This window comes from Streptomyces sp. NPDC000880, from assembly GCF_053599675.1.
Map to the genome: position 1 here is coordinate 1 of NZ_JBSFMS010000002.1, position 26,540 is coordinate 26,540.

Consider the following 26,540-nt stretch of genomic DNA (forward strand, 5'->3'; position numbering starts at 1 on the left):
GTCCCCGGTGGCCTGCGCCACCCGGCACACCGGGTCGGAGTAACAAGTGCCGGGGTACGTACCGCTTGCCACATCGGAGTCCGATGTGCCGGGCCACCTGCCCAGTTGTCCGGAAATCAGTCGGCCGTGCTGAAGGCGACAGCCAGGTACTTCTTCCCGAAGGACGACGAGGAGGACGACGGCTCGCTCAGCAGAACCGCCCCGACAAACAGCCGCCCATTGGCATAGCGGTACTCGGCGTAGTCCGAGGAGAAGCTGGTCTCCGCTTCCCGTACCGCCTTGTCGGCCGGATTCTCCATCAGCACCGTCTGCTTGAAGGTGCTGCCGTCGATGCTGATGACCTGGCCGCCCTTGTCGTAGGGGGGCCACTTGTACGCGATGAGGTTGCCGCCGTCCATGCGCACCGGGAACATCGTGTACCGGTCGCCCGCGTCCGCCCGGTCGCTGGTCGGCTTTCCGGTGGCGAGGTCGAAGGAGACGATCTCGTTGGTGTCGCCGTACTCCCCGGTGCCCTCGTGGTCCGAGGTCGGCAGATACAGCCGGCCGTTGCCGACGACGACCTTCTGGCAGGCCTCGACCTCGGTGGAGCCGCACCGCGCTTGGTACTTGTCGCCCGTTGCCGGGATCTTGGCGCGCAGCGTGCCGCTCTTGTCGTCGAGCGAGAAGAAGTCCGAGATGCCGCCCGAGCCCGTGTCACCGACGTCGGCGGCGACGACCAGCGGCTTGGTGGAGACGATGGCCGCGTACCCGACACCGGCCGGCATCTTGTACGAGAACGCCGGAGTGCCGTTGTCCGGGTTCAGGCCCTGGATGGTGACCTGCGGGCTGTCGTACGATCCGCACCTGCGGACCGCGACGAGCGCCGGGCCACCGCCGTACCCCATGTCGTAGCAGCCCTCGGCGCCGGCCGTGGGCTTCCAGCGGACGGCGCCGCTGGTGAGGTCGAAGGCCGCGCCGCCGTCGGTGCCGCCCGCCGCGACCGTGTTGCCGCTCTGGGTGACCTCGCTGAACCTGATCTTCTCGTCGCCGCGGGTCGTGCCCTTGACGGACTTGCTCCACAGCAGCTTGCCGGCGCTCAGGTCGACGACGCCGACCTCGGTGCACGCCTGGTAGTTCTTCGGCGGGACCCGCTTGGTGGCCTCGAAGACGATCGCGGCCTTGTTGTCCTCGGACAGATAGCGGGACGCCGCGCAGATCTGGCCCGGCAGCTGGAGGGTCCACAGCGGGGTGCCCTTGGCCGCGTCGTAGCCGACGAGGGAGTTCACGCCGGGCTTGACGTAGGCCTTGTCGGTGACCCAGGAGCCCTTGACGCTGGTGATGTCGGTGCGCGTCGGCTCCGGCAGCTGGAAGGCAACCTTGGAGTTGGTGTTCGCGGGCGCCTTCTCCTTGCCGGGGCCGTCGGCGGCCTTGCCCCCGGTGTCACCGCCGGTGGAGCCCCCGGAGCTGCCGGCCGAGCTGTTCTTGCTGTCGTCCTTCTTGCTGCCGCCCCCGTTCGAGGAGGCGAACCAGATGCCGCCGCCGATGATCAGCACCACGGCGAGGGCCGCCGCGATGATGATCTGCATCTGCGTGCTCAGCTTCTTGCCGCCGCTGCCGCCGGGCTGGGGCGGCATGTACTGCGGCTGCATGGGCTGGGTCGGGTAGCCGTAGCCCGGCTGGGCAGGCGGCGGACCTTGCGGATAGCCGTAGTTGGGGGGCTGACCGGGCACCTGGCCCGGCGCCTGCGGGTAGCCGTGGCCGGGCTGTCCCGGCGGCGGGCCCTGCGGCGCCTGAGCGGGCGGCGGCGTCTGCGGATAGCCGTACGAAGGGTCCTGCGGGGGCGGCGGCGTCGGGGCTCCGAAGCCTGGGGTGGGGGTCCCCCCGGCGAAGCCAGGGGGAGGGTCCTGAGGTGCCCCGAACCCTCCCTGCGGGGGCTGGTTGGGCGGCGGTGGCGGCTGCGTCATGGCGTGCTTACCTCGAAAGGATGCGTGGAGAAAGGAAGTGGGTCGGAAAGCTCAGGACGCGTCACTTTCCGAAGGCCATCATGGTCTTCGTCTCCTTCTCCTCCGTGTCGTTACTGGCGCTGACCCGGCCGCTGGCGATGAAGAACCGGCCGTCCGCGTACACCAGCTTCGGGGAGTAGAAAGAGCTCTCGATCTGGGCGGTCGAGGCCGGGTGCTGCAGCAGCACCTTCGGCGCGCCACCCGTCGGCGCGATCGCGGCGACCGCACCGCCCGAGTCGTACGAAGCATTCATGTAGACGAGGACGTTCCCGCCCTCCGTGCGCAGTGGCGTCATCTGGCGTTTGCCGTCGGCGGGCGAACGCCACGCGGCCTTGCCGGTGTCGAGGCTGAAGGCGACGACCTCGTTGGCGGTGCCGTAGGCGGTCTCGGTCGCCATGTAGAAGTTCGTGGCGTCGGCGGCGACGCCGGTGCAGCCCTCGAGGTTCTGGCCGAAGATCACGAACGCGCCGCCGCAGCGCGGCTGGAACTTGTCCTTGCCGCCGTCGATCTGCGAGCGCGGCGTGCCGTTGTCCTTGAGCGCGACGATCGACCACTTCTTCGGCTCACGCTGCGTCAGGGAGATGACGAGCGGGCTGGCCGAGTAGACCTTGTCGATCTCCCAGCCGGTGGGGGCGTTGTACGTCCACTTGGCCTTGCCGGTGGTGGGATCGACCTCCGACAGCTGGTGCTTGGGCTTGTTGTAGTCCGATGTCGGGCAGCTGGCGGCGGCGAGCAGCTTGGGGCCGCCGGCGAAGGCGAACGGCTTGCAGCCCTCGGTGGGTCCCTTGAAGAGCTGCCGGCCGTCGGTGATCGAGAAGCCGTAGGAGTTGCCGGTGCCACCCGCAGCAAGGGTGTTACCACTGATCGACAGGGTGAAGTCGGAGAGCGAGCTGAAGGCGCCGCTGGCCTTCGGGATCGGCTTCTTCCAGCCCGCCTTGCCGGTCTTGAGGTCGATCATCTGCAGATCGAGGCACTTGGACTTCTCGGTGAGGCCGTCCTTGACGCCCACGACAATCTTGCCGTCGGCCGTGGTCTGGCTCGGCGCGGAGCAGATCTCGGTGCCGAGCGGCAGGGTCCACTTCTTCGTGCCGTCGGTCGCCGAGTAGCCGACGACCTCCTTGTACATGCCCTTGACGACGGTGTCGCCGACCACCCACGGGCCGAACACCTCGGCGCCGTTGCGCGGCAGGTCGACGTCGTTCTTCGTGAGGAACATGACCTTCGCCTCGCCCGGCTTGCGCCCGGCGTTGAGGTCGTCGTTGGCCTGGCGGCCGTCGCCGCTGCCGTCGCCCTGGTCGACGGACTGAGAGCCGGTGGGCCCCGGGTCATCGCTCTTGCTGACGTTCTTGCCGTCCGTCTTGTTGTTGTCACCGCCGCTGAGCGCGAACCAGGTGCCGCCGCCGATCACCAGCAGTCCGGCCACGGCCGCGCCGATGATGACGCCGGGCTTGCCCTTGAAGAAGCCGCCACCACCGCCGGGCGGGACGGGCGCGCCCGGGTACTGCGGCTGAGTCGGGTAGCCGCCGTAGGGGCCCGGCTGCTGGCTGTACGGGCCGGGCTGCTGGCTGTACGGACCGGGCTGCTGGCTGTACGGACCCGGCTGGCCGGGGGCCTGCTGCGGGTAGCCGTAACCGGGCTGGCCCGGGGCCTGCTGCGGATAGCCGTAACCGGGCTGGGCGGGCGGCTGCTGCGGATAGCCGTAACCGGGTGCCCCGGGGGGAGCCGCGGGCGGCGGCCCCTGCGGGGCGGGCGGCATCTGCGGCGGCTGCGCGGGCGGCTGGGGGGCTCCGTGCTGCGAGTCCTGCGGAGCTCCGAAGCCTCCCGGCGGCGGCTGGTTCGGCGGCTGCGGCGGCTGGTTCGGCGGCTGTGTCATGGGGTGGCTACCTCTGGAAATGGGGAGATGGGAGAAGGAGCTGGGATGTCCGAATGACTCGGACGACTCAGAACGCGGTCACTTGCCGAAGGCCATCATCGTTTTCGTCTCCCTCTCTTCCGCGTCGTTGAGGCCGTTGATACGGGTGGCGATGAGGAAGAACCGGCCGTCCGCATACACCATCCGCGGCTCCATGAAGCCGGCGAGCGGAGCTTCTTTCTATCACTCGGGGAGTGTCGAACAAGGGGCCGGTCCGCCCCTGTTCCCAAGGGAGGACCGGCCCGTGATGCCCTCGTTACGAGACCTGAACGCCGCCTCTACGCGTCTTCGGCCAGCTCCAGCCAGCGCATCTCCAACTCGTCGCGCTCGCCGATCAGTTCACGCAGTTCCGCGTCCAGTTTCGCCACCTTCCCGAAGTCGGTGGCATTGTCCGCGATTTGGGCGTGCAGGCTGGTCTCCCGGTCGGAGATCTTGTTCAACTGCCGCTCGATCCTCTGCAGTTCCTTCTTCGCGGCGCGCACGTCCGCCGCGGACTTCTCGGTCGTCGCGGCGGCGGGCGCGGCGGCCGGCGCCGGGGCGACGGCCTCGATCATCTTCTGCCTGCGCTCCAGGTACTCGTCGATGCCGCGCGGCAGCATCCGCAAAGTGGCGTCGCCCAGCAGTGCGTACGTCTTGTCCGTCGTCCGCTCGATGAAGAACCGGTCGTGGGAGATGACGACCATCGAACCCGGCCAGCCGTCGAGCAGGTCCTCGAGCTGGGTCAGCGTCTCGATGTCGAGGTCGTTGGTGGGCTCGTCGAGGAAGAGGACGTTCGGCTCGTCCATCAGCAGCCGCAGGATCTGGAGCCGGCGGCGCTCACCGCCGGACAGGTCGCCGACGGGCGTCCACTGCTTCTCCTTGGTGAAGCCGAACTGCTCGCACAGCTGCCCCGCCGTCATCTCGCGGCCCTTACCGAGGTCGACGCGGTCCCGTACCTGCTGTACGGCCTCCAACACCCTCAGGGCGGGGTCGAGTTCGCCGACCTCCTGGGAGAGGTAGGCCAGCCTCACCGTCTTGCCGACGACGATCCGCCCGGCCGCGGGCTGCACATCGCCGGCGCTGCGGGCTGCCTCGGTGAGCGCCCGCAGCAGCGAGGTCTTGCCCGCGCCGTTGACGCCGACCAGACCGATACGGTCACCGGGGCCGAGCTGCCAGGTTAGGTGCTTCAGCAGCACCTTCGGGCCGGCCTGGACGGTCACGTCCTCCAGCTCGAAGACGGTCTTGCCGAGGCGGGCGTTGGCGAACTTCATCAGCTCGGAGGTGTCGCGCGGCGGCGGCACATCGGCGATCAGCTCGTTCGCCGCCTCGATGCGGTAGCGCGGCTTGGAGGTACGGGCGGGGGCGCCGCGCCGCAGCCAGGCCAGCTCCTTGCGCATCAGGTTCTGCCGCTTGACCTCTTCGGTGGCGGCGATGCGCTCGCGCTCGGCGCGCGCGAAGACGTAGTCGCTGTAGCCGCCCTCGTACTCGTGCACCGCGCCGCGCTGGACGTCCCACATCCGCGTGCAGACCTGGTCGAGGAACCAGCGGTCGTGGGTGACGCAGACGAGCGCCGAGCGGCGCGCCCGCAGATGCTTCGCCAGCCAGGCGATGCCTTCCACGTCGAGATGATTGGTGGGCTCGTCGAGGACGATCAGGTCCTGCTCGGCGATGAGGAGCTTGGCGAGCGCGATACGGCGGCGCTCGCCGCCGGAGAGCGGGCCGATGACGGTGTCCAGGCCCTGCTCGAAGCCTGGCAGGTGCAGATCGCCGAAGAGCCCGGTCAGGATGTCGCGGATCTTGGCGTTGCCCGCCCACTCGTGGTCGGCCATGTCGCCGATGACCTCGTGCCGGACGGTGGCCTCGGGGTCGAGCGAGTCGTGCTGGGTGAGCACCCCGAGGCGCAGTCCGCCGCTCTGGGTGACCCGGCCTGTGTCGGGCTCCTCGAGCTTGGCGAGCATGCGGATGAGGGTGGTCTTGCCGTCGCCGTTGCGGCCGACGACGCCGATGCGGTCCCCCTCGGACACGCCGAGGGAGACTCCGTCGAGCAGGGCACGTGTTCCGTACACCTTGCTGACTGCCTCGACATTGACCAGGTTGATGGCCATTTCTCTCCTGACAGGGGGAACGATCGACCCCCCAGCGTACTTGTCAGGAGCGCCGGCCCCTGCCCGCGGTCTCGACCAGCAGCCAGCCGGCCAGGGCCATGGCGACCGCGGCGGGCGCGGTGACACGTACCGCGACCAGCATCGCGGACTTGCCCTCCAGCATTCCGCCGAAGCCGACCATGGAGAGGCCGAGCACGCCGAAGAGGCAGAGCGTGATCCCGAGGGCGGCGACCGGGCCCGAGCCAGTGGCCGGGGCCGCCCGTACGGGCCGCTCGAAGGTGCGAAAAGCGGCGACGAGCAGCGCGGTCACGGCGGCGGCGACCGCGATACGGACCGGTACCTGCGCCCACCAGGCGGCGGAGGCGGGGGCGGGCAGCGGTACATCGAGGGCGAGCACCGCGCCGTACACGCCGAGCATCGCGGTCAGGTGCCACAGGAACGCGGTCATCGCGATGCCGTTGGCGGCGACGACGGCCCGCCAGACCGCGGCCCGCTGCACGAAGCGGGTACCGGGCGCACGGAGCAACTCCACCGCGCCGACCAGCCACAGGCCGTGGCAGAGGAGCGCGAGGGTGGGCGGGGCCATGTTGGAGACCTTCTCGCCGGGCATCCCGACCATGCTCAGTGGGTACGGGCCGAAGGCGACCAGCCCCGCGGCGCCGACGAGCCCGGCCGCGGCGAGCGCCGAGGGCACCTTGATCATCCCGTCGGCACGGAGGAAGCCGAGCTGGTGGACGGCGAGCCAGACGAAGGCGAAGTTGAGGAACTCGACGAAGGGCACGCCGCCGACGAAGCGGAGCCCGTCGACGACGGCGGCGCCCGCGACGAGCGCGCCGAAGGCCCCCCAGCCGTAGCGCTCGTGCAGCTTCAGCAGCGGCGGGGTGAAGGCGACCATCGCCAGGTATATGCCGATGAACCAGAGCGGCTGGGCGACGAGGCGCAGGGCCACTGCGGTCAATCCGCCGTCCCCGCCGAGGAGTTGAACGATCAGCGCGCCCGTGCCCCATACCAGGATGAAGACCATGGTGGGCCGCAGGAGCCGCTGCAGTCGGGCCCGGAGGAAGGCCGCGTAGACGGAGCCGTCGGTCTTGCGGGAGAGGGAGCGGTAGGAGAGGGCGTGCGAGAAGCCCCCGACGAAGAAGAACACCGGCATGATCTGCAGCACCCAGGTGAGGGGCTGCAGCTCCGGCACGACGGCGAGGAGATTCCCGACCCCGTCGCCGGTGACGACGGCCATCAGCCAGTGCCCGGCCACGACGGTCCCGAGCGAGGCGACCCGCAGGAGGTCGATATACCGGTCCCGCGTACCGGGAGTGGCCGCGGCGAGCTCACGAACGCTTGATCCCATGGGGGTACGGTGCCGCGGGAGTGCGGGGGTGGGTGAGGGCGCTTGTACTCAACTTGGGCGTGAGTACGGGGTGCGTGGGGGTGGGCCCGGGTCGGGGGGCTTGACTACCGGCTGCGGCGGGAAACCCAGCCTCGCCGGCGATTGAGGCCAGTGGTCTGGGGCGGAGCCCCAGCTAAACCCGCACCGCACCCGCCGCCGGGGACACCGCCACCCTTGCCGTACGGCAGGTGCCCGACGCCAGCAGGGCCTGAGCCACCGCCCCCGCCGACTCCTCGTCCTTCGTCAAGAACGCCGTCGTCGGCCCCGAGCCCGAGACCAGCGACGCCAGCGCACCCGCCGCCATGCCCGATGCCAGCGTCGCCGACAGGGACGGGCGCAGGGAGAGGGCCGCGGGCTGGAGGTCGTTCGTCAGGGCCGCGGCCAGGGCCGTCGCGTCGCCGGTGCGGAGGGCTTCGAGCAGGGGCGGGGACGCGGCCGGGGCGGGGACTGCGACGCCTTCGCCCAGGCGGTCGAACTCGGCGTACACCGCGGGCGTCGACAGGCCGCCGTCAGCCACCGCGAAGACCCAGTGGAACTCTCCGCCGACCTCGAGCTCGGTCAGCTGCTCGCCGCGGCCCGTGCCCAGCGCCGCACCGCCCACCAGGCCGAACGGCACGTCGCTGCCCAACTCGGCGCAGATGGCGAGGAGTTCGGAGTGCGGCGAGTCAAGACCCCACAGCGCGTCACAGGCCAGCAGCGCGCCCGCGCCGTCCGCGCTGCCGCCCGCCATGCCGCCCGCGACGGGGATGTCCTTCGCGATGTGGATGTGCACGGAGGGATCGATGCCGTGGCGGGCGGCGAGGAGTTCCGCCGCGCGGGCCGCCAGGTTCGTACGGTCCAGCGGCACCTGCGAGGCGTCCGGGCCGGAGCACGTGATCGACAGCGACTCGGCCGGCGCCACCGTGACCTCGTCGTACAGGCCGACCGCCAGAAAGACATTGGCGAGGTCATGGAAACCGTCGGGACGCGCCGCGCCGACCGCCAGCTGGACATTGACCTTCGCCGGCACTCGTACCGTGACGCTCACGCCTTGGCCTCCGCGATCCGTGCGAACTCCTCCACCGTCAGGGACTCGCCGCGCGCCTGCGGTGAGATCCCCGCCGCGACCAGCGCGGTCTCCGCGGCGGCGGGCGACCCCGCCCAACCCGCAAGCGCCGCGCGCAGCGTCTTCCGCCGTTGCGCGAACGCGGCGTCGACCACCGCGAAGACCTCCGCCTTCGTGGCGGTGGTCTTCGGCGGATCGCGGCGCACCAGCGAGACCAGACCCGAGTCGACATTGGGCGCGGGCCAGAAGACATTGCGCCCGATCGAGCCCGCCCGCTTCACGTCCGCGTACCAGTTGGCCTTGACCGACGGGACGCCGTAGACCTTGTTCCCGGGCTGGGCCGCGAGCCGGTCCGCGACCTCCGCCTGCACCATCACCAGCGTGCGCTCGATCGTCGGGAAGCGGTCCAGCATGTGCAGCAGCACCGGCACGGCCACGTTGTACGGAAGGTTCGCGACCAGCGCCGTCGGCTCCGGGCCCGGCAGTTCCCGCACCTGCATCGCGTCGCAGTGCACCAGCGAGAAGCGCGTGGCCCGCTGCGGCATACGGGCCAGGATCGTCGACGGCAGCGCACCCGCCAGCACATCGTCGATCTCGACGGCGACGACCTGGTCAGCCGCTTCCAGCAGGGCGAGGGTCAGCGACCCGAGCCCGGGGCCGATCTCGACGACCACGTCGTCCTCGCGCACCTCGGCCGTGCGGACGATCCTGCGGACCGTATTGGCGTCGATGACGAAGTTCTGGCCGCGCTGCTTGGTGGGGCGTACGCCCAGCGCTGCGGCCAGTTCACGGATGTCGGCGGGGCCGAGGAGTGCGTCGGGCTCAGTGGTGCTCACTGATACAGCCTACGGCCGCAGTGCGGCCACGGACTCGCCCCCCGTTGCACGTAGAGCTTCTTCGCCCGGTACGTCTGTTCCTCCGCGGGCGCGTCCTGCGGGCGCCCGCGCCCGCCGAGCGACCGCCAGGTCCCGGTGTCGAACTGGTACAGCCCGCCGTACGTCCCCGACGGGTCGACCGCGCCCGCCCACCCGCCGGACTCGCAGTGCGCGAGAGCGCCCCAGTTCAGCCTGTCCGCGCCCGCCACGGAGTTCGGCATCGGCTCGATGCCCACCTTCACGCGCTGGGCGACGGGCTCCCGCACCACCTCCTCGGCGACCTTCTGCGGCTTCTGTTTGACGCCATTGACGGTTCGCAGGGTGTACGTGACCCGCCGCGCGCCCGGCCTGCCCTGCTGTACGACGACCTCCGTGCCGGAGAACAGCGAGGGGTCCTCGGCCTTCTCGACGTCGAAGTCGATGTGCTCCTCGAGCACCTCCCTGGTGTCGGTGATCCGCATGACGGTGACGGTCTGCCCGTCGCGCGGAAAGCTGTGGGGCGGCACGGACGTGGTGTCCTGGCCGCGCAGCGCGATCCCGGCCTCGTCCAGGGCCTCACGCACGCTCGCCGCGTTCGTACGGATGGTGTGCTCGCGCCCGTCGGCCATGAAGGTCACGGTCCGCTCGGTCCGCACATCGAGGGCCAGGCCATCGCGGGAGATCGGCATGGAGCGCGAGACCGACAGATACGCGCCCTGCGCGCGCACCCCGAGCTGGCGCAGTGCGCCGTCGACCGTGCGGGCAGTGGTCCACACCCGTTGGCGCTGCCCGTCCAGAGTGAGGGTGACGGGCCGGCCGTAGCGGACGACGATCTCGTCGCCACTGGCGATGGCCGCGGCGGGGGCGGGGGCCACGATGTCGTGCGCGCTGACGTCGAGCCCCTCGTCGTCGAGGAGTTCTCGCACATCGTCGGCGAAGGTGTGCATGGTGCGCGGTACGCCGTCGACGGTGAGCCGCACCGCCTTGTCGCTGGCGACGAAGGCCGAGGTGCCGCCGGCCAGGAAGGCGACGACGAGGGCATGCGGGACGAGCCGGCGCAGGGTGTCGGGCGTCTCGCCGGCCTTGCGGCGGCGGGCGGCCCGGCGGGCTTCGGCGCGGCCGCCGGTCCCGGAGACTGCCGGGGCGGGGGCGGGGCCCTGGCGCGGCAGCGTCGGCGCTGAGGGGACGTAGGGCGGCGTACGGGCCTCGTCCTCGTCCTCGTAAGACGGCTCGGGCGCTCCGTACGTCGAGGTGCGGGCCTCGTCCTCGTAAGACGGCTCGCGCACTTCGTACGCAGACGACGTCTCGGGTGCTTCGTGCGGCTCTGCTGTCCCGGCGGCCCGGAGACCGCCGCGTACGGCATGGTGACTGCCCTGCGAATTGCTCACGACGCTCCGTAAGGTCCGGTCCGCCCTCCCCCACAGTCTTCGGCGGGAGGTACCCCCAGTTGCGGCCGGGACACTAGCGGATTCCGGTCACTCTCCAAAGCATTTCGACTACGCAGCGTCGCGACGTCAGCCTGTCCGCCGCTGCCCGTCAGTAACCAAACGCTTCCGCCGTATTGGCCGAGATCGCCGCGGCCAGCGTGTCTTCGTCGAGCCCCGTCACCGCCGCCATGGCGCGCAGCGTGACCGGAATGAGATACGGCGCATTGGGCCGTCCGCGGTACGGGGCCGGGGTGAGGAAGGGCGCGTCCGTTTCGACGAGTACGAGTTCCCGCGGGGCGGCGGCGAGGGCGTCGCGCAGCGGCTGGGCGTTCTTGAAGGTCACATTGCCGGCGAAGGACATGAAGTAGCCCGCGGCCGCGCACACTTGGGCCATTTCCGCGTCACCGGAGTAGCAGTGGAAGACGGTCCGCTCGGGCGCGCCCTCCTCGGCGAGGATCCGCAGCACGTCGGCGTGCGCATCGCGGTCGTGGATGACCAGGGCCTTGTCGTGCCGTTTGGCGATCTCGATGTGCGCACGGAAGGAGCGCTCCTGGGCGGCGATGCCCTCGGGCCCCGTACGGAAGTAGTCCAGGCCGGTCTCGCCGACGGCGCGGACCTGTGGGAGGGCGGCCAGCCGGTCGATCTCGCCGAGCGCGTCGTCGAGGGCGCTGTCGCCACCGGCCTCGCGGGCACCCTGCCGCGACCAACCCCCGGGATCCCCCAGCACGATGCGCGGGGCCTCATTGGGGTGCAGGGCCACGGAGGCGTGCACGCTGTCGTGGGCGGCAGCGGTCTCCGCGGCCCAGCGGGAGCCCTTGATGTCGCAGCCGACCTGGACGAGGGTCGTCACCCCGACCGCGGCTGCCCGGGCGAGCGCCTCCTCGACCGTGCCCTCCTGCATGTCCAGGTGGGTGTGCGAATCGGCGACCGGCACGCTGAGCGGTTCGGGCAGCGGCGGCGGGGCGGACTTCGAACTCATGGGCGCGATCCTACGAGGCTCGCGCCCAACGCCTCACTTGCGGTGGAACGCGTGCAGGAGGTCGGAGAGGTGCCAGTGGTGAGGCGCTTCGGCCGACTCCGGCTGTCCGGCGGACGGCCCGGACTGCGCGGACTGATCGACACGCTCGGCGCCCCCGGGCCGGTCGGCGGCCTCGGCGGGCACCGGCCCGGCCTGCGACACGGGCTTCTTCGCGGGGCTCGGGTTCATCATCGAGTCCAGCACCGAGGAGACCTGCCCCGCCCTCATGATCCGTACGACATGCCCGCCGCAGGTCGGGCAGGAAGGGCTCGAGAGCGGGGACGGCACCCGCCGACCCTCAGCTTTGTAAACAACGAATTCCTGGCCCGAGCCATCGATGTGGTGCTCTATCTCGTAGGACTGCTCCCAGCCGTGCCCGCAGCGCATGCAGGCGAAGGCGTACGCCTCGTGGACCTTGGCGTGGCCTGTGATCTCACTCATGCCAGCTCCTCTCCACTGACCCAGTGGACGCCCGTTCCGGCGGGAGCGCATCAGCGCCTGTCGATTAATGGTGTGGTCTTTGGCGTTCCCATGCCAGAAAGGCCCAGGACGCGGTCTGCGCTTTGCCTTTCACGATAGTCCTTTACTGTCTGCGGGGGCCGATCGATCCGCGTTCTTTGCCGCGACGACGGCATCGAACACCTCGCGCTTGGGAAGCCCCGCTTCCGCGGCGACCGCCGCGATGGCCTCCTTGCGCCGCTCCCCCGCCTCCTCGCGCACCCGCACCCTGCGCACCAGTTCGGCCGCGTCGAGCTCGCCGGGTACGGCCTCCGGCGCGCCCTCGACGACGACGGTGATCTCGCCGCGTACGCCGTCGGCGGCCCAGGCGGCCAGCTCGCCGAGCCCGCCACGCTTGACCTCCTCGTACGTCTTGGTCAGCTCGCGGCAGACGGCGGCCCGGCGCTCGGCGCCGAACACCTCGGCCATCGCGGCGAGCGTGTCGTCGAGCCGGTGCGGCGCCTCGAAATACACCAGGGTCCGCCGCTCCTGCGCGACCTCGCGCAGCCTCCCGAGGCGCTCGCCCGCCTTGCGCGGCAGGAAGCCCTCGAAGCAGAAGCGGTCCACAGGCAGCCCGGACAGGGCGAGCGCGGTCAGCACGGCGGACGGTCCGGGTACCGCGGTGACCTTGATGTTCTTCTCCACGGCGGCGGCGACCAGCCGGTAGCCGGGGTCGGAGACGGACGGCATACCGGCGTCGGTGACAAGCAGCACCCGGGCGCCGCCGGCCAGCGCCTCGACCAGCTCCGGCGTACGGGCGGACTCGTTGCCCTCGAAGTACGACACGACCCGCCCCTGGGTGTGCACACCCAGGGCCTGAGTGAGCCGGCGCAGCCGCCGGGTGTCCTCCGCGGCCACGATGTCGGCGTTCTCCAGCTCGGCGGCGAGCCGGGGCGGCGCGTCCGCGACATCGCCGATGGGGGTCCCTGCGAGTACCAGCGTTCCGTTCACGTACGTCATCCTCGCAGGGCCGGACGTACGACTCACACAGTCGCGTTCCCTACGATGGCGCGGTGACCAGTACCGCGCCACAGACCCTTCAGGGCAAGGACGCCGATCAGCAGCCGCCCGGCTGGCAGCAGCGGCTGCGCAGATTCGGCTACACGTCCCGGCCCGTGATCGGGCTGCGCGAACGCCTGGTGCCGCCCTACTCGCGCCCCTCCGAGCGGGTGTGGCCGGTCTTCGGCATCCCGCCGGCGCTCGTGAACCCGCTGCTGCGCATGGCGGCCTGGGGCGGGCCGCTGCTGGTCGCGCTGGTCGCGGGCGTGCTGCGGTTCTGGAATCTGGGCAAGCCCAATGCGGTGATATTCGACGAGACGTACTACGCCAAGGACGCGTGGGCGCTGATCAACCAGGGCTACGAGGGCAGCTGGCCGAAGGACATTGACAAGGCGATCCTGGCCAACCCGGACAAGGTCCCCGTCCCGACCGACCCCGGCTATGTGGTGCATCCTCCGGTCGGCAAGTGGGTCATCGGCCTCGGCGAGCAGTTCTTCGGCTTCACGCCGTTCGGCTGGCGCTTCATGGTCTGCGTACTCGGCACGCTGTCGGTGCTGATGCTGTGCCGGATCGGCCGCCGGCTGTTCCGCTCGACGTTCCTGGGCTGCCTGGCGGGCACGTTGCTCGCGGTGGACGGGCTGCACTTCGTGATGAGCCGCACCGCGCTGCTCGACCAGGTGCTGATGTTCTTCGTGCTGGCCGCTTTCGGCTGCCTGCTCATCGACCGGGACTGGGCGCGCAGACGCCTCGCCGCGGCGCTGCCGACCGACGCGGAGGGCGTACTGCGCCCGGACGCCACGGTCGCCGAGACCCTGCGGCTCGGCCTGCGTCCGTGGCGCCTGGCGGCGGGCCTGATGCTGGGCCTGGCCGCGGGGACCAAGTGGAACGGCCTCTATGTGATGGTCGCGTTCGGCCTGCTGACGGTGGCGTGGGACCTGGGCGCGCGCCGTACGGCGGGCGCGGTGCATCCGTACATGGCGGTGCTGAAGAAGGACGTCGTACCGGCCTTCGTGTCGACTGTGCCGGTCGCGATCGTCACGTACATCGCCTCCTGGACCGGCTGGATCGTCACCGGCAAGGGCTACTACCGGAACTGGGCGCAGACGGACGGCAAGGGCGGCAGCTGGACCTGGCTGCCGGACTGGCTGCGCAGCCTGTGGCACTACGAGAACGAGGTCTACGAGTTCCACGTCAACCTCACCTCGGGCCACACCTACCAGTCCAACCCGTGGAGCTGGATCGTCCTGGGCCGCCCGGTCTCGTACTTCTACGAGGACCCGAAGGCGGGCGTGAACGGCTGCCCGTCGGACGCGGCGGACAAGTGCGCCCGCGAGGTCCTGGCGCTCGGCACGCCGCTGCTGTGGTGGGCGGCCTGTTTCGCGATCTGCTACATCCTGTGGCGCTGGCTGTTCCGCCGCGACTGGCGCGCGGGCGCGATCGCCTGCGCCATCGCGGCGGGCTGGGTGCCCTGGTTCTTCTACCAGGAGCGCACGATCTTCCTGTTCTACGCGGTCGTGTTCGTGCCGTTCCTGTGCCTGGCGGTGGCGATGATGATCGGCGCGATGCTGGGCCCACCGGGCTCGGACGAACGACGGCGGGCGATCGGGGCGATCGGCGCGGGGGTGCTGGTGCTGCTGATCATCTGGAACTTCATCTACTTCTATCCGCTGTACACGGGCACGTCGATCCCGCTGGAGGACTGGCGCAACCGGATGTGGCTGGACACCTGGGTCTAGCTGGGACGACGGCGGGCACGGCACCACTTGACGCCGTGCCCGCCGTCGTCGTTGTTGGTGGTTGCTGGTCGCCGCTCGACGGCCCGCAGACGGCCCAAGCCCTTGCAGACAGTTCGTCGGCTCCGGCGGAGCCTGGAGGGTGCCCCGTTCTTCACAGCTGAGGACTGAGTCGAGGATCAGACGTAGCTGATCGGTGCTGCGCCGTACCGGATGGCGTTGGCGATCAGTTCGCTGACGGTAATTTGCGCGGGGAACTGCAAATCCGGCCGGGGGTAGCCGCCGGGTCGCACATACAGCAGTGACCACACGTGACGGCGTACCCGCCGGCGCACCTTTGCGATCTTCCTCAGGGTCGCCTCGTCCAGCACCGCCAGGCGCGACAGGCGGTGGTGCAGCTGGAGTTGCCCGGCCCAGCAGGTTCGTCGCGCAGAGCGCGATGGCCACCGCGAGCTGGACCTGAGCCCGTCCCGCCGGCCGGTGCCCACCCCGCCCGGCAGCACTCCGCCGGCGCGCCGGTCAGCCCCACCCGGTCCGTGCAGTGCGCGCCGCCAAGGGCCCCGGACGGGTCTCCAATCGTTTCCGCACTCCACCCGAGGGCCGGACCGTGGACGCCAACCGACCGCTCGGTCCGCCATCGTAAAGTCCGGGCGTTTCGCTCCCGTTAACGATTGCTCCTGCAATGCGGCTTCCCCGATCCGCCGAAATATCGGCGCGATGGGGTCTTGACATGGCTGAAGTTCCACCTCCAGACTCTCGCCAACATTCGTCATTGGTCAATGACAAATGATTCAGCGTCGATCGCTGATGGCCGAGAATCCCGGAGGACATCCATGAGCTTGGTGACGGGCGGACGAAGAAATGTGGTGACGGGGGCCGCAACGGCGCTGCTCCTCGTGGGCGCTGCGGCGTGCAGCGGTTCGAGCGGCGGTGCATCCGGCGACGGGGCTCCGGCCGACGGCAAGGTCGAGGGCAAGCTGCGGGTCGTCACCAACTGGACGGGCAGTGAAGGTGAGGCGTTCGACACAGTCATCAAAGGCTTCGAGGCCAAGTACCCGTCGGTGCAGGTGCAGGTGGAGCCCGTTCCCTTCGAACAGGGGCAGGCTCTGCTGACTCAGCAGTTCGCCCAGGGATCGCCTCCGGACGTCGCCGTAGCCCTTCCCGGGCTGGTCCGGAGCTTCTCCCAGCAGGGTCTGCTGATGAACCTCGACTCCTCCTGGGACAAATGGATCGCGGACGGCGAGTACGCACCGTCGGTCCGCGACATAGCCCAGGGCGCCGACGGGCACACCGACTCGGTCCTGTTCAAGGGCAACGTCAACGCTTTGATCTGGTACGACCCGAAGCAGATGGCCGAGCTCGGTCTGTCGGTGCCGCACACCTGGGCGGAGTTCACCTCCGTGCTGGACAAGGCCAAAGCCAAGGGCGTGACACCGTTCGCCGTCGGTGGCAAGGACCAGTGGCCGCTGACCCAGTGGACCGACTCGGTGCTCCTGCGGGTGGCCGGCGCCTCCGCCTTCAACGACCTGGCGCGAGGGAAGATCGGCTGGGACGATCCGCGGATCGTCAAGTCGTTCCAGGTCTTCGGCGACATGATCGGTTCCTACTTCCCCGCTGACAACCTGTCCAGCTCCTTCTCGGACGCCACCTGCGCGAGAGTCGCCGGCAAGTACCTCTTCGAGAACCAGGGCGCATTCATCAACCTGGTCGACCGTCAGGAGTGCGGCAAGAAGCTGGTGCCGGGCAAGGACCTCTCCTTCTTCCTCATGCCGTCCTACGGAGACACCCCGCCGCCGCAGTTCGTGAGCGGTGACCTGTTCATGGGCGCCAAGGCGACGAAGAACCCGGGGGCCACCAAGGCTCTGCTGGACTACCTCGGCTCGGCACCCGCCCAGGAGATCTGGGCGAAGGTCGGCGGGTACGTGGCGCCGAACGCCAAGGTGCCGGCCACCGCCTACCCCGACGTCAACGACCGGCAGGCAGCGGCGCTGTGGCCCAAGAGCGCCAAGGACCAGGCTGGTTACGACCTGGACGACTGGATCGGCGGGGAGATCCAGGTCAAGTACAAGCAGGCGCTGTCGCAGTTCGTTCGCGACCGTAACGTGTCGTCCTTCATCGCGACGATGAAGCAGGTCGACACCCGCTCCGCGGGCTGAGGCTTCGATGACCGTATCCGTCAAGATTCCGGTGCGCGGCCGTGGCGGTCACTCCGTCCGCGGCAGCGCACCGGCAACTCCCCGCAACCGCCGTCACCGCGCCGGCTACCTGTTCGTGACGCCGCTTCTGATCGTCTTCGCGCTGTTCTACCTGTGGCCAGTTCTGCAGAGCGTGCTCAGTAGCTTTTTCACCTGGGGCCTGCTGCGACCGTGGAGCCTGTTCGACCGCTCCACCTGGACCTTCGCAGGCCTGGCCAACTACCGTACGACACTGGGTGATCCCGACTTCTGGCACGCCGGGCTCAACTCCCTGCTCTGGCTGGTCCTCTTCCCCTCGCTGGTCACCGGGCTTTCCCTGCTCGTGGCCATAGCCGTCTGGCACGCACGCCGATGGTCGGCGCTGCTGCGTACCATCTTCGTCCTGCCCATGACGATCTCCCTGGCTGCGGCCGGAGTCATCTGGTCCTTCGTCTACAACGCGGATCCCGGCATCGGCGTCCTCAACGCGGTCCTTCAGGCACTCCATCTCGACGGCAGCCTCGACCTGGGGCCCCTGCACCTGAATACCGGGCAGTGGCTCGCCGACGCCGGCACACTCAACCTGGGATTCGCCGACATCCGGCTGGTGAATGTGTTCGTCATCATCGCCGGCGTCTGGGCCTTCGCGGGATACGGCGTCATCACCTTCACGGCCGGGCTCTCCTCCCTCCCCGAGGAACTCGTCGACTCCGCCCGGGTCGACGGCTGCAGCACGGTGCAGATGGTGCGGCACGTCATCGTGCCGCACCTGAAAAAGCCCATGCGGATCGTGTTCGTAGTGAGCGTGATCTTCGCCCTGCGGACGTTCGACATCGTCTATGTGATGACCCAAGGCGGCCCCGGCAAGGACTCCATGGTCCTCGGGCTCCTGCCATGGCAGGAGGCGTTCGCCTTCCTCACCACACCCCAGGCGGGACAGGCGGCAGCTGTCGCCGTATTGATGTCGGTCGTGCTGGTCGTTCTCGGCTTCCCCTATCTCGCGTCGATGCTGCCCCGGAAGGAGACGCGATGAGGAGAAACCGGCTGACAGCCACCGCGCTCTACGGTTCCCTCACCGCCGCCGGCCTGATCTGGATGGTCCCGGTACTGACGGCGCTTGCCATATCCGTCATCCCTATCAGCCAGACACGGAACGGCTGGTGGAAGGCCGGGTTCGCGGACCTGACCTTCGGCAACTACCTACGCGCCTGGGAACAGGGACTGTCGCAGTACGTGGTGAGCAGTTTTGTGATCACCCTTGGCTCGGTGGCGCTGTCACTGGTGGCCGGGTCGCTGGCCTCGTACGCCTTCGCCAGACTGACGTTCCGCTTCAAGCGGCTCACCTACTTCCTGCTGCTGACGACCATGATCGTGCCGATCCAGATCATCCTCATCCCGCTGCTGCCCTGGCTGCGCACGCTGGAACTGGCCTCGGGAAATCTGCAGTACCTCGGGATCGTTCTGGTCCACACCGCCTTCGGGGCGGGCTGGGCGGTCTTCATGATGGCCGCTTTCTTCGCCGACGTGCCCGAAGAGCTGCTCGAGGCCGCCCGGCTCGACGGCGCCTCACACGTGCAGCAGCTCAGGCATGTGGTGCTGCCGCTGGCCATGCCCGGGCTCGTGTCGTTCGCGATCATCGACTTCGTCTTCGTGTGGAACGACCTTCTGCTGGGTCTCACCCTGCTGGACCGTGACCACCAGCCGCTCACGGTCGGCCTGGCGAACTTGCAATCACCCCACCTCGCGCAGCAGGACCTGGTCTCGGCCGGTTCGGTCATGGCGATCCTGCCTCCCCTGCTGCTCTTCACCGCCCTGAACCGGTACTACGTACGCGGCCTTTTCGCCGGAGGAGTCAAAGGATGAATGCGCTGGATGTTGTCGCCCTGCAACTGGCGGCCGTACCGGGCGATGTCACAGGCAACGTGGAGCGGCTGCTGTCAGCCCTGCGCACCCACGGCCCCGGCAGCGATCTCGTCGTGACACCAGAACTCGTCACAACCGGCTACGACTTGACGATGTTCGACGAGCGGGGCCGGGAACTCGCCGAGCCTCTCGACGGACCGACCGTGACCGCGGTCGCCGAGGTGGCCGGACAGCTGGGCACCACGGTCGTGCTGGGACTGCTGGAACGCGCCGGCGATGTCCTTTACGACACCGTGGCCGTCGTGCTGCCGGACGGATCGGTCCACCCCTTCCGCAAGACCCACCTCTACCCGGCGGAGATCCCCCGCTTCACCGCGGGCGAGAGCCTGATCACCGTCGACACTCCCGCCGCCCGGATCGGTCCGCTCATCTGCTTCGAGCACGCCTTCCCGGAACTGGCCACGACACTGGCGCTGGCCGGGACGCAGATCCTCGTCATTCCGTCGGCCGTACCCATCGGCTACGAGTATCTGCTGACCCTGCGGACTAGGGCACGAGCCCAGGACAACCAGATATTCGCGGTCGCGTGCAACCTCACGGGTGCGGGTTTCAGCGGCAATTCACTGATCGTGGATCCCGCGGGAGTCGTGCTGGCCGAAGCTGGCCTGGACGAAGCCGTCCTCCGAGCGCGCATCGACCTGAGCGAGATCGCCCGGGAACGCGAGCAGGAACCGGCGCTGAGCATGCGCCAGGCAGCCCTGTACCAGGCGCATACGGTGGACCACCTGGGCGTCGGCCTGGAGATGGGCAAATGACGACGGACAGCGCCCCGGACGGGCGGATCACCGCCGCCACAGACCTGCGAAAACCGCTCGACCTCGGCAACGGACTTGTGGCCGCCTCCTTCGGCGGGGACGGATCGTGGCTGTCCCTGGGCGCACCGCACCCGGAGCACGGGTTCATCGAAGTGTCCGGCGCGCCGCCCTTCGATGAGAGCAACCGCGGGAAACCGGCCGAGGTGCGGCAGCACCGAGGCCGGCTGACCGAAGAGCGCTACGCCTTCCTCCGGCTGGACCTGCCTGGTGAAAACGTCATGGCCCGGACCGCTGGACTGGACGACGACGGGCGGCTGATATGGGGGCGCAGCGGTGCCGGGTGGACATGTGTCACCACGGCCTCGGCGTTGCCGGACCAGCACGCCCTCGTCCAGCGGCACACACTGAGCATCACGCCGGGTCTGCGTCCCGTCCTGCGGTTTCGGGGCAGGCTCGACCGGTGCGCCCTCGCGGAGATCACCGAGGTCAACCCACCCGCACCGATCTGCGTGGAGACGGTGTTGCACTGCGAAGGCAATCAACTCACCCTGCACGCGCCGCTGCTGGACAGCTCAGCGCACATCACCGTCCGTGCGTCCGCGGGCCGCTGGACGCCACGCGTACAGGATGGCCCCTATAAAGGCGCCCACCTGGAACTGCGGACGGACGCGGCGGACGGGCACACCGTCGAGCTCTCAGTCACTGTCTCCCTGGCACCGCCAAAACGGCCCGCAGAACACCGGCCGTCTCCCACGGTCGCGTCCCCGAGGCTGCCGGGCGGTGCCACCGGCACCTTGGCCAGGATCGCGAGCGGTGCCCTCCGCTACACCCTCGGGTGCTGCGCCATGGATGTCGGACACCAGGAACGAGCGATCCTCACCGATCACCGGCTGCTGCCGCTGAGCTGGACCCGCGACGCCTACTACCAGGCTCTTCTCCTGCTGCGCGCCGCACCGCGAGAGCGCCCGGTGACGGACGTCGTCGCGGCCCATCTGCGCTGGCTGTGGGGGCGCGGCTGCGTCCAGGGCGGGCTCTGGATGCGCAGCCACCAGCCGGACGGCAGGCCCAAGGACCTCGCCGTACAGGCCGACCAGCAGCTCTATCCCGTGCTGGAACTCGCGGACTACCGGCGTGTCACCGGCGCCTGGCCGGAGCCGCCCGCGGACCGCGCCGACGACCCCGCCGGGTACTGGGGCGAGCGGGTGGCAGAGGTCTGGGCAGGCCTTCCCCGGCAGGGCAGGGACGGACTCCTGGCGGGTGCGGAGAACCCGGCGGACGACCCCAGCGAGCTGCCGTTCGCCCTGTCCACCCAGATTCTCTACTGGCACACCTGCCGCCAACTCGACCCCTGGCAAAAGGAGTTGGGAATCGAGCAGCTCCGTCCGGCGAGCGTCGCGGAGGGACTACGCCGAGCGGTCGAGCGCGTCTTCGGCTGTGAGGGGCCCTACGGTCCCCAATGGGCGTACGAAAGCGACGCGGCGGGAGGCCACCGTCTCTACCAGGATGCCAACGATCTGCCGACCGCCTTTGCGCCGCAGTGGGGCTTTTGCTCCGCCCGCGACGAGCGGTGGGCCGCGACCATGCGCTTCGCCTTCTCACCCCACAACTCCGGGTACGTGCAAGGACGCTACGGAGGGCTCGGTTCGGCACACACTCCCGGCACCTGGACGCTCGGGGACGCCCAGGAGCTCGCCGTCGCCCGGGCAACCGGGGACGACGCCAGAGCGCTCGCGGTGGTGAACAGGCTGGGCAGAGTCGCCGGTGTGGACGGGATGCTGCCCGAGACCTACGAGGCCGACAGCGGCGACTGGCTCGCCCGCCACTGGTTCGCCTGGCCCGCTGCGGTCTGCGGTCTGCTGCACCTTGATATAACCGACTCGTAAACCCACCCGAACGGATGCAAGCCCCTGTTCAGCACGCCTACCCCACCCCACCCACCGGCGATGTTTCCCACCGACAGACGGCGCATTTCACGATGAGGAGTCGCTGATGACCCCGGCGATCGATCCGAAGCAGCCGCTGCCGGTCTACATCCAGCTGAAGAAGTTGCTGGTGCAGGAAATACTCGACGGCAGATACGGCCCGGGCGACCGGCTACCCACGGAGCAGGAGCTGTGCGCCCAGTACGGGATCAGCCGGACCCCGGTGAATCGCGCCCTGTCGGAGATGGCGGAGGAAGGGATCGTGCTGCGCCGGCGCCGGCACGGTTCCTTCGTCAACCCCGACTGGACGCCTCCCCGCACCACGCACCGCAAGATCGAAGTCGTGGTGCCGAAGGGCAGCTGGGAGGCGATGGTGCGCGCCGCGGCGCCGCCCGACCTCTCGCTCAACATCGTGCAGGTGAGTCTGACGGACCTCCGGCAGACGCTGATCCGCGCCGTGGCCGAGGGCAGGGCCCCGGACCTGGCGATCCTGGACTCTGTGTGGGTTCACGAGTTCGCCGCCTCCGGCTTCCTCACCCCGCTGGAGGAGCTCGACGAGAACTGGGTCGACACCGAGTACGAGGAGGATTTCGCGGAGCCGTTCCGCTCGGCCAACAAGTTCGACGGCCGTCCCGTCGCGGTGCAGGCGGAGGTGGACGTCGCCGGTATCTGGTACCGGCTGGAGGACTTGGCAGCCGTCGGGCACAAGCCGCCCCGCACCTGGGACGAACTCGCCGCCGTCGGCCGCGCCCTGGCCGGCCGTGACGCCGCGATCCCGCTCACACTGCCTGGTGGATCCCGCGCGGGAGAGACGGCGACCTACTGCCTCCTGTCGCTGCTCGCTTCGAACGGCGCCGCCATTCTCGGCCCCGAGACCGTCACCCTGGACAGCCCGGCGGCCGCCGAGAGCCTGCGCTTCCTGCTCGAGCTGCTGCACACGGGCGTCATCCCGGCTCAGGCCGTGACGTACGAGCGCCATGTCCCCATCCGGCAACTCGCGGAAGGCGAGGCCAGCATGGCCTTCGGCGGCAGTTACGACGCGCCCGCCCTGGCGGCGGCCTCGCTCGACACCGCGGACGTACTCGACCGGTTCGGCTTCATCCCCATGCCCGCAGGGCCGCGGGCCGCAGCTGCCACCCTCGCAGGCGGCATGGTCTACGGCGTGTTCCGGCAGGCGCCGTCCCCGCGACAGGCCATGCGCCTGCTGCGCGCCGTGACCTCGGTCGAGGCGCTGACCCAGATGTCCCGTACCACCTGGCAGCTCGCTCCCCGGCGCACCGCGCTTGACCTGGCGGCCGTGAATTCGCCGTTCCTGCGGGCCACGGCAAACCTGCTGGAGCGGGCGGTGGTACGCCCGCCGACACCGCCGTACGCGCGTGTCTCCGCGCAGCTCCACGCGCTTTTGGAGACCGTGCTCACCGAGCAGATGGATCCCCGCGACGCGGGCCGCCGTACGGCCGAGATGATCAGCGCCATCACCGGTCTGCCTCTCGCCTGACGCCTCGGGCCCGGCGCCCGTGCCCGTCCGCCTCACATGTGTCACTGCCGTCCCGTAGAGTGCACGGGATGTATGGCCTTGACACGCTTTTCAATCGGCGCAGTCAAGGAGCTCCTGGGGAGGGGGACTGCACAGATGCGCAGTGGAGCGAAGGTCGCCGTCGTGGGCGGCGTATTCCTGGTGGTCGCCGGTGGCGTGGGCTACGGCGGCTACAACCTGTACAACGGGCTGACCGGCGGCGGTGGCACGGACACCAAGTCCGCATCCGCGCCCAAGAAGACCGGGCCGCCGGACGCCGACGAGATCGACACGACCGCGAAGGACTTTCTGGCCGCGTGGGCGGGCGGCAACGCGCCGGCCGCCGCGCAGCTGACCAACAACGCGGCGGAGGCCGAGCCGCTGCTCGCCGGGTACCGCGAGCAGGCCTACGTCTCCGAGGCCGTGATCACGCAGGGGAAGGCGGTCGGCGCCAAGGTGCCGTTCACGGTCAAGGCGACAGTGACGTACGAGGGGCAGTCCAAGCCCTGGTCCTACTCCTCCGAACTGACCGTCGTGCGCGGGCTGACCACCGGCAGGCCACTGGTCAACTGGGCGCCCGCCGTCGTCCACCCGAAGCTGACGAAGGGCACCACCCTCAGGACGGCCCAGGCGTCGGCCCCGCCGATCAAGGCCGTGGACCGCCAGGAGCGGGAGCTGACGAAGGAGAAGTACCCGTCGCTCGGGCCCGTTCTGGACTCGCTGCGCAAGAAGTACGGCGCGGACGCGGGCGGCACCGCCGGCGTCGAACTGGCCATCGCGTCCACGAACGAGTCCACGCCCGACCAGACCCTGCTGACCCTGACCGAGGGCAAGGAGGGCACGCTGAAGACCACCCTGGACGCGGATGTGCAGGCGGCCGCCGAGAAGGCGGTGAAGAAGTACAGCCAGGCCTCGGTTGTCGCGATCAAGCCCAGCACGGGAGAGATCATGGCCGTCGCCAACAGCCCGGCCGAGGGCTACAACACGGCGATGATGGGCGCGCAGGCGCCCGGCTCCACGATGAAGATCGTGACCGCGACGATGATGATGGACAACGGGATCGTGGGCGGCCCGGGGTCGCAGGTGGAGTGCCCGCCGACCGTCTCGTGGGAGGGGGTGACGTTCGAGAATCTCGAGAAGTTCGAAATCAGGGGCGGCACTTTCAAGGACAGCTTCCGCCGTTCGTGCAACACGGCCTTCATCAAGGCCGTCAAGCCCCTCACCGAGAAGAACATCGCCGGTACGGCGCTGGGCGACACCGCCCGTAAGTACTTCGGCATCGGCCTCGACTGGCAGACGGGCATCGTCTCCGTTGACGGCAATGTGCCCGAGTCGGCCGGCCCCGAGACCGCCGCTTCGTACATCGGGCAGGGCAAGATCACTATGAACGTCCTCAACATGGCGGCCATCACCGCCACCGCGAAGAGCGGCGGCTTCCGCCAGCCGGTGATCGTCCCGCAGTCCCTCGACAACCGTGAACTGGCCACGGCACAGCGGCTGCCAGGCTCCATCGCCCAGGCGCTGCGCGAAATGATGCGCGCCACCGCGGAGTACGGCACGGGCCAGTCCGCGATGGCCGGGGTCGGCGGCGACAAGGGCGCGAAGACCGGCTCCGCCGAGGTCGACGGACAGGGCAAGTCCAACAGCTGGTTCACCGCGTACGCCGACGACCTGGCCGCAGCCGCGGTCGTGCAGTCCGGCGGGCACGGCGGCGACGCGGCAGGACCGGTGGTCGCCGAGGTGCTGGGCGCCCGCTGACCGCCCGCTGTGAATACGTGCTCGCGTGGCCCGTACGGCTGCCGCTAGCGTGCGGGCCATGAGCACTCAAGACACCGACGCCCACCCCCGTTTCGCCCAGGCGCTGCGCGACCTCGGACTCGACGTCCCGGTCCGCCGTTTCCCCGACGCCACCCGGACCGCCGCCGAGGCCGCCGCCGCGATCGGCTGCGACGTCAGCGAGATCGTCAAGTCGCTGATTTTCGAGGCGGACGGCGCGCCGGTGCTGGTGCTGATGGACGGGTCGTCGCGGGTCGACGTCGAGCGCGTACGGCAGGAACTCGGCGCCGAGTCCGTCAAGCGCGCGGGCGCCGATCTGGTGAGGGAGACCACCGGGTACGCGATCGGCGGCGTGCCGCCCTTCGGCCACGCCACCAGGAGCCGGGTGCTGGCCGACCGCGGGCTGCTCGACCACGACGTGGTGTGGGCGGCGGCCGGGACCCCGCACACCGTCTTCCCGCTCGACCCCAAGACGCTGATCGCGCACGCGGGCGGCGCGCTGGTGGACGTACGCGAGCGCACGGCGTGACGGTTCTTGTCGCCGCGGCGGTCCTGACAGCCGCGGATGGGAGTACCCCATGCCGGAGGCCATGGGGGAGCACCCCAGTTGGAACGCGATCGCGCACACCATCCCGGGGCGCTGATCTTCCGATGGTTGTGACCATCGGCCTGATGCTGCGCGCGAGCTGACCCGCCCGAACCGCTGATCGAACCGCGGCCGCGGGCGCTGCCTGACCGATGCCCTCCCGTCGTCAGTTCCCGTCGCTCACTCCCCCGCCACAACCTCGCTGAACACCGTGTTCACCGCGAGCAGTCCGCCGTCGACGCGCAGCGTCGTGCCCGTGATCCAGGCCGCGTCGCGCGAGGCCAGAAACGCCACCGCGGCCGCGATGTCCTCCGGCTCGCCGACCCGGCCGAGCGGATAGAGGCGGCTCACCGCGTCGAGCTGTGCCTCGCGCCCGGACCAGGAGGGCGTGCGGACCGTCCCCGGGTTGACCTGGTTTACGCGGACGCCGCGCGCTGCCACGTCCCCCGCCAGGGTGCGGGTCAACGAGGCGAGGCCCGCCTTGGCCGCGCTGTAGGCGTGGTTGCCGAAGTCCTGCTCGCCGTTGACGGAGCCGATGTTGACGATCGCGCCGCGGCCCGACGCGGCGAGGTGGGGCAGCGCTGCACGGGCGCACCGGAAGGCGCCGGTCAGGCTGATGTCCAGGTCCAGGTGCCAGGTGTCGTCCGGCTGGTCCTCGAAGATCGGGGTGTCGAGGCTGCACGAGAAGGCGTTGTTGACCAGCACGTCCAGGGTGCCGAAGCGCTCGACGGCGTACGCGACGGCCGCTTCGACCGCCGTACGGTCGGCCACGTCGCAGCCGAAGGACGCGGCTCCCGGGATGTCCCCGGCCGTCTTCGCGGCGCGCTCGGCGTCCACGTCGGTGACGAGGACCTTGGCTCCTTCGGAGGCGAACCTGCGCGCGGTCGCCTCGCCGATGCCGCGCGCCGCGCCCGTGATCAGTACGCCGTACCCCTCGAAACGTCTCATC

At 69.8% G+C, this 26,540-nt stretch carries 21 protein-coding genes; 9 read left to right on the plus strand and 12 right to left on the minus strand.

Annotated elements, in window-relative coordinates; all coding sequences use genetic code 11:
• Window positions 1-116 precede the first annotated feature (116 nt).
• The 10 genes from ACWDO5_RS00980 to rsmI form a co-directional block, all read right to left on the minus strand.
• Window positions 117-1,943, minus strand: a complete 1,827-nt coding sequence (locus ACWDO5_RS00980) for an outer membrane protein assembly factor BamB family protein (protein WP_450527267.1) — start codon at window positions 1,941-1,943, stop codon at window positions 117-119.
• 61 nt (window positions 1,944-2,004) lie between these two features.
• Window positions 2,005-3,855 carry an outer membrane protein assembly factor BamB family protein gene (locus ACWDO5_RS00985; protein WP_450527269.1) on the minus strand — a complete coding sequence of 617 codons (1,851 nt, stop codon included), beginning with the start codon at window positions 3,853-3,855 and terminating at the stop codon, window positions 2,005-2,007.
• A gap of 317 nt (window positions 3,856-4,172) precedes the next feature.
• Window positions 4,173-5,978 carry an ABC-F family ATP-binding cassette domain-containing protein gene (locus ACWDO5_RS00990; RefSeq protein ID WP_450527271.1) on the minus strand — a complete coding sequence of 602 codons (1,806 nt, stop codon included), beginning with the start codon at window positions 5,976-5,978 and terminating at the stop codon, window positions 4,173-4,175.
• A gap of 43 nt (window positions 5,979-6,021) precedes the next feature.
• On the minus strand, window positions 6,022-7,326 hold the full coding sequence (locus tag ACWDO5_RS00995) for an acyltransferase family protein (RefSeq protein WP_450527273.1): 1,305 nt from the start codon (window positions 7,324-7,326) through the stop codon (window positions 6,022-6,024).
• A 172-nt stretch (window positions 7,327-7,498) separates the two neighbouring features.
• Window positions 7,499-8,392 carry a 4-(cytidine 5'-diphospho)-2-C-methyl-D-erythritol kinase gene (locus ACWDO5_RS01000; RefSeq protein WP_450527274.1) on the minus strand — a complete coding sequence of 298 codons (894 nt, stop codon included), beginning with the start codon at window positions 8,390-8,392 and terminating at the stop codon, window positions 7,499-7,501.
• A complete protein-coding gene (gene rsmA / locus ACWDO5_RS01005; protein ID WP_450527276.1) occupies window positions 8,389-9,246 on the minus strand; it encodes a 16S rRNA (adenine(1518)-N(6)/adenine(1519)-N(6))-dimethyltransferase RsmA in 858 nt (285 codons plus the stop codon). Before rsmA ends, ACWDO5_RS01000 begins: the two co-directional genes overlap by 4 nt.
• The gene (locus tag ACWDO5_RS01010) at window positions 9,243-10,550 is read right to left on the minus strand and encodes a ubiquitin-like domain-containing protein (RefSeq protein ID WP_450527461.1); all 1,308 of its coding nucleotides are present in this window, start codon (window positions 10,548-10,550) and stop codon (window positions 9,243-9,245) included. Before ACWDO5_RS01010 ends, rsmA begins: the two co-directional genes overlap by 4 nt.
• 250 nt (window positions 10,551-10,800) lie before the next feature.
• Window positions 10,801-11,670 carry a TatD family hydrolase gene (locus tag ACWDO5_RS01015; protein WP_450527277.1) on the minus strand — a complete coding sequence of 290 codons (870 nt, stop codon included), beginning with the start codon at window positions 11,668-11,670 and terminating at the stop codon, window positions 10,801-10,803.
• 33 nt (window positions 11,671-11,703) lie between these two features.
• Entirely contained in the window at window positions 11,704-12,150 is a 447-nt protein-coding gene (locus ACWDO5_RS01020) for a hypothetical protein (protein ID WP_450527278.1), read from the minus strand.
• Between the two features lie 129 nt (window positions 12,151-12,279).
• Window positions 12,280-13,167, minus strand: a complete 888-nt coding sequence (gene rsmI / locus ACWDO5_RS01025) for a 16S rRNA (cytidine(1402)-2'-O)-methyltransferase (protein ID WP_450527279.1) — start codon at window positions 13,165-13,167, stop codon at window positions 12,280-12,282.
• Window positions 13,168-13,220: 53 nt separating this feature from the next.
• On the opposite strand from rsmI, the gene ACWDO5_RS01030 reads away from it, so the two are divergent.
• Window positions 13,221-14,942: a dolichyl-phosphate-mannose--protein mannosyltransferase gene (locus ACWDO5_RS01030; protein ID WP_450527280.1), complete on the plus strand. Its 1,722-nt coding sequence runs from the start codon at window positions 13,221-13,223 to the stop codon at window positions 14,940-14,942.
• 176 nt (window positions 14,943-15,118) lie between these two features.
• Here ACWDO5_RS01030 and ACWDO5_RS01035 read toward each other — a convergent pair whose 3' ends face one another.
• A complete protein-coding gene (locus tag ACWDO5_RS01035; protein ID WP_450527282.1) occupies window positions 15,119-15,310 on the minus strand; it encodes a hypothetical protein in 192 nt (63 codons plus the stop codon).
• 462 nt (window positions 15,311-15,772) lie between these two features.
• Here ACWDO5_RS01035 and ACWDO5_RS01040 point away from each other — a divergent pair, with 462 nt between their 5' ends.
• From ACWDO5_RS01040 to ACWDO5_RS01075, 8 genes are all read left to right on the plus strand, one after another.
• The gene (locus ACWDO5_RS01040) at window positions 15,773-17,095 is read left to right on the plus strand and encodes an ABC transporter substrate-binding protein (protein ID WP_450527284.1); all 1,323 of its coding nucleotides are present in this window, start codon (window positions 15,773-15,775) and stop codon (window positions 17,093-17,095) included.
• A 7-nt stretch (window positions 17,096-17,102) separates the two neighbouring features.
• Window positions 17,103-18,146 (plus strand): carbohydrate ABC transporter permease, encoded by a 1,044-nt coding sequence (locus ACWDO5_RS01045; RefSeq protein ID WP_450527286.1) that lies wholly within the window; start codon window positions 17,103-17,105, stop codon window positions 18,144-18,146.
• Window positions 18,143-18,976 (plus strand): carbohydrate ABC transporter permease, encoded by an 834-nt coding sequence (locus tag ACWDO5_RS01050; RefSeq protein ID WP_450527288.1) that lies wholly within the window; start codon window positions 18,143-18,145, stop codon window positions 18,974-18,976. The genes ACWDO5_RS01045 and ACWDO5_RS01050 overlap by 4 nt, the downstream gene beginning before the upstream one ends.
• Entirely contained in the window at window positions 18,973-19,791 is an 819-nt protein-coding gene (locus ACWDO5_RS01055; RefSeq protein WP_450527290.1) for a carbon-nitrogen hydrolase family protein, read from the plus strand. The genes ACWDO5_RS01050 and ACWDO5_RS01055 overlap by 4 nt, the downstream gene beginning before the upstream one ends.
• Window positions 19,788-21,674, plus strand: a complete 1,887-nt coding sequence (locus ACWDO5_RS01060; protein WP_450527292.1) for a glycoside hydrolase family 125 protein — start codon at window positions 19,788-19,790, stop codon at window positions 21,672-21,674. The genes ACWDO5_RS01055 and ACWDO5_RS01060 overlap by 4 nt, the downstream gene beginning before the upstream one ends.
• Before the next feature lie 106 nt (window positions 21,675-21,780).
• Window positions 21,781-23,211, plus strand: a complete 1,431-nt coding sequence (locus ACWDO5_RS01065; RefSeq protein WP_450527293.1) for an extracellular solute-binding protein — start codon at window positions 21,781-21,783, stop codon at window positions 23,209-23,211.
• Between the two features lie 135 nt (window positions 23,212-23,346).
• Window positions 23,347-24,987 carry a penicillin-binding transpeptidase domain-containing protein gene (locus ACWDO5_RS01070; protein WP_450527295.1) on the plus strand — a complete coding sequence of 547 codons (1,641 nt, stop codon included), beginning with the start codon at window positions 23,347-23,349 and terminating at the stop codon, window positions 24,985-24,987.
• 58 nt (window positions 24,988-25,045) lie between these two features.
• On the plus strand, window positions 25,046-25,534 hold the full coding sequence (locus tag ACWDO5_RS01075; protein WP_450527297.1) for a YbaK/EbsC family protein: 489 nt from the start codon (window positions 25,046-25,048) through the stop codon (window positions 25,532-25,534).
• A gap of 237 nt (window positions 25,535-25,771) precedes the next feature.
• Here the strand turns inward: ACWDO5_RS01075 and ACWDO5_RS01080 are convergent, their stop codons facing one another.
• On the minus strand, window positions 25,772-26,539 hold the full coding sequence (locus tag ACWDO5_RS01080; protein WP_450527463.1) for an SDR family NAD(P)-dependent oxidoreductase: 768 nt from the start codon (window positions 26,537-26,539) through the stop codon (window positions 25,772-25,774).
• Between the last annotated feature and the right edge of the window lies 1 nt (window position 26,540).

Excerpts from the sequence above, each read along its gene's own strand:
- ACWDO5_RS01050 (WP_450527288.1), top strand. The coding sequence starts at position 18,143 with ATGAGGAGAAACCGGCTGACAGCCACCGCGCTCTACGGTTCCCTCACC.
- ACWDO5_RS00995 (WP_450527273.1), bottom strand. The coding sequence starts at position 7,326 with ATGGGATCAAGCGTTCGTGAGCTCGCCGCGGCCACTCCCGGTACGCGG.
- rsmI (WP_450527279.1), bottom strand. The coding sequence starts at position 13,167 with ATGACGTACGTGAACGGAACGCTGGTACTCGCAGGGACCCCCATCGGC.
- ACWDO5_RS01080 (WP_450527463.1), bottom strand. The coding sequence starts at position 26,539 with ATGAGACGTTTCGAGGGGTACGGCGTACTGATCACGGGCGCGGCGCGC.
- ACWDO5_RS01045 (WP_450527286.1), top strand. The coding sequence starts at position 17,103 with ATGACCGTATCCGTCAAGATTCCGGTGCGCGGCCGTGGCGGTCACTCC.
- ACWDO5_RS00985 (WP_450527269.1), bottom strand. The coding sequence starts at position 3,855 with ATGACACAGCCGCCGAACCAGCCGCCGCAGCCGCCGAACCAGCCGCCG.
- ACWDO5_RS01075 (WP_450527297.1), top strand. The coding sequence starts at position 25,046 with ATGAGCACTCAAGACACCGACGCCCACCCCCGTTTCGCCCAGGCGCTG.
- ACWDO5_RS01055 (WP_450527290.1), top strand. The coding sequence starts at position 18,973 with ATGAATGCGCTGGATGTTGTCGCCCTGCAACTGGCGGCCGTACCGGGC.
- ACWDO5_RS01020 (WP_450527278.1), bottom strand. The coding sequence starts at position 12,150 with ATGAGTGAGATCACAGGCCACGCCAAGGTCCACGAGGCGTACGCCTTC.
- ACWDO5_RS00980 (WP_450527267.1), bottom strand. The coding sequence starts at position 1,943 with ATGACGCAGCCGCCACCGCCGCCCAACCAGCCCCCGCAGGGAGGGTTC.
- ACWDO5_RS01070 (WP_450527295.1), top strand. The coding sequence starts at position 23,347 with ATGCGCAGTGGAGCGAAGGTCGCCGTCGTGGGCGGCGTATTCCTGGTG.
- ACWDO5_RS01065 (WP_450527293.1), top strand. The coding sequence starts at position 21,781 with ATGACCCCGGCGATCGATCCGAAGCAGCCGCTGCCGGTCTACATCCAG.
- ACWDO5_RS00990 (WP_450527271.1), bottom strand. The coding sequence starts at position 5,978 with ATGGCCATCAACCTGGTCAATGTCGAGGCAGTCAGCAAGGTGTACGGA.
- ACWDO5_RS01060 (WP_450527292.1), top strand. The coding sequence starts at position 19,788 with ATGACGACGGACAGCGCCCCGGACGGGCGGATCACCGCCGCCACAGAC.
- ACWDO5_RS01015 (WP_450527277.1), bottom strand. The coding sequence starts at position 11,670 with ATGAGTTCGAAGTCCGCCCCGCCGCCGCTGCCCGAACCGCTCAGCGTG.
- ACWDO5_RS01040 (WP_450527284.1), top strand. The coding sequence starts at position 15,773 with ATGAGCTTGGTGACGGGCGGACGAAGAAATGTGGTGACGGGGGCCGCA.